At 76.0% G+C, this 730-nt stretch carries 1 protein-coding gene; it reads left to right on the top strand.

What is annotated here, in order from left to right; all coding sequences use genetic code 11:
• Positions 1–730: baseplate J/gp47 family protein (locus FUT87_RS29545; RefSeq protein ID WP_222617307.1), on the top strand; the 730-nt coding region annotated here is incomplete at both ends.

Genomic DNA, 730 nt, shown 5'->3' with positions numbered 1-730 from the left:
CCCAGCGCCTGACGCTCGCGCAGCGGCCGGTGGTCGAGGCGTCGCTGCGGCTCTTCACCGTCGAGGACGGCCATCCGCGCGCCTGGACCCGGGTGGACGACTTCAGCGCCTCGTCGCGCTCGGACGCCCACTTCACGCTCGATCCGACCAGCGGCGAGGTCGTCGGCGGCGATGGCGAGCGGGGTCGCGTCTTGCCGCGCGGCTGCCAGATGGTCGCGTTCCACGCGTGGACGCGGCCGGCGCCGGCGGTCGCGCGCATCGACGGGCTGGCCGACAGCCCGCGCAACCGCGTGTTCCTGCCGGATGCCGGCGCGATCGGGCGGATCGCCGCTGGTGTGCCGATCGTGCTGGAGGACGCCGCGCCGGCCGAGACGCTGGCGCATGCGTTGGGTCGCGCGATCGAGCAGCGCGAGGCCCGCCTGCGCGCGGTGACCCGCGAGGACTTCGAGGCGCTCGCGCTCGCCACGCCCGGCCTGCGCGTGGCTCGCGCCATCGCGCTGCCCAACTTCTGTCCCGGCCTGGCCTGCGTGAACGCCCCTGGCATGGTCACCGTGATCGTGCTGCCATTCCTGCCGCTCGGCCGGCCGTTCCCGAGCCGCGGCTTCCTCGACCGGGTCGCCGCGCGGCTGGAGACGCGCCGGGTCCTCGGCACGCGCGTGGTCGTGGCCGGACCGGGCTACCTGGAGGTGGCGGTCCGCGCCCGCGTCCAGGCGCTGGACGGCATCGACGC

The organism is Mitsuaria sp. TWR114 (assembly GCF_007997345.1).
This window is presented reverse-complemented; position numbering and strand designations above follow the sequence as displayed.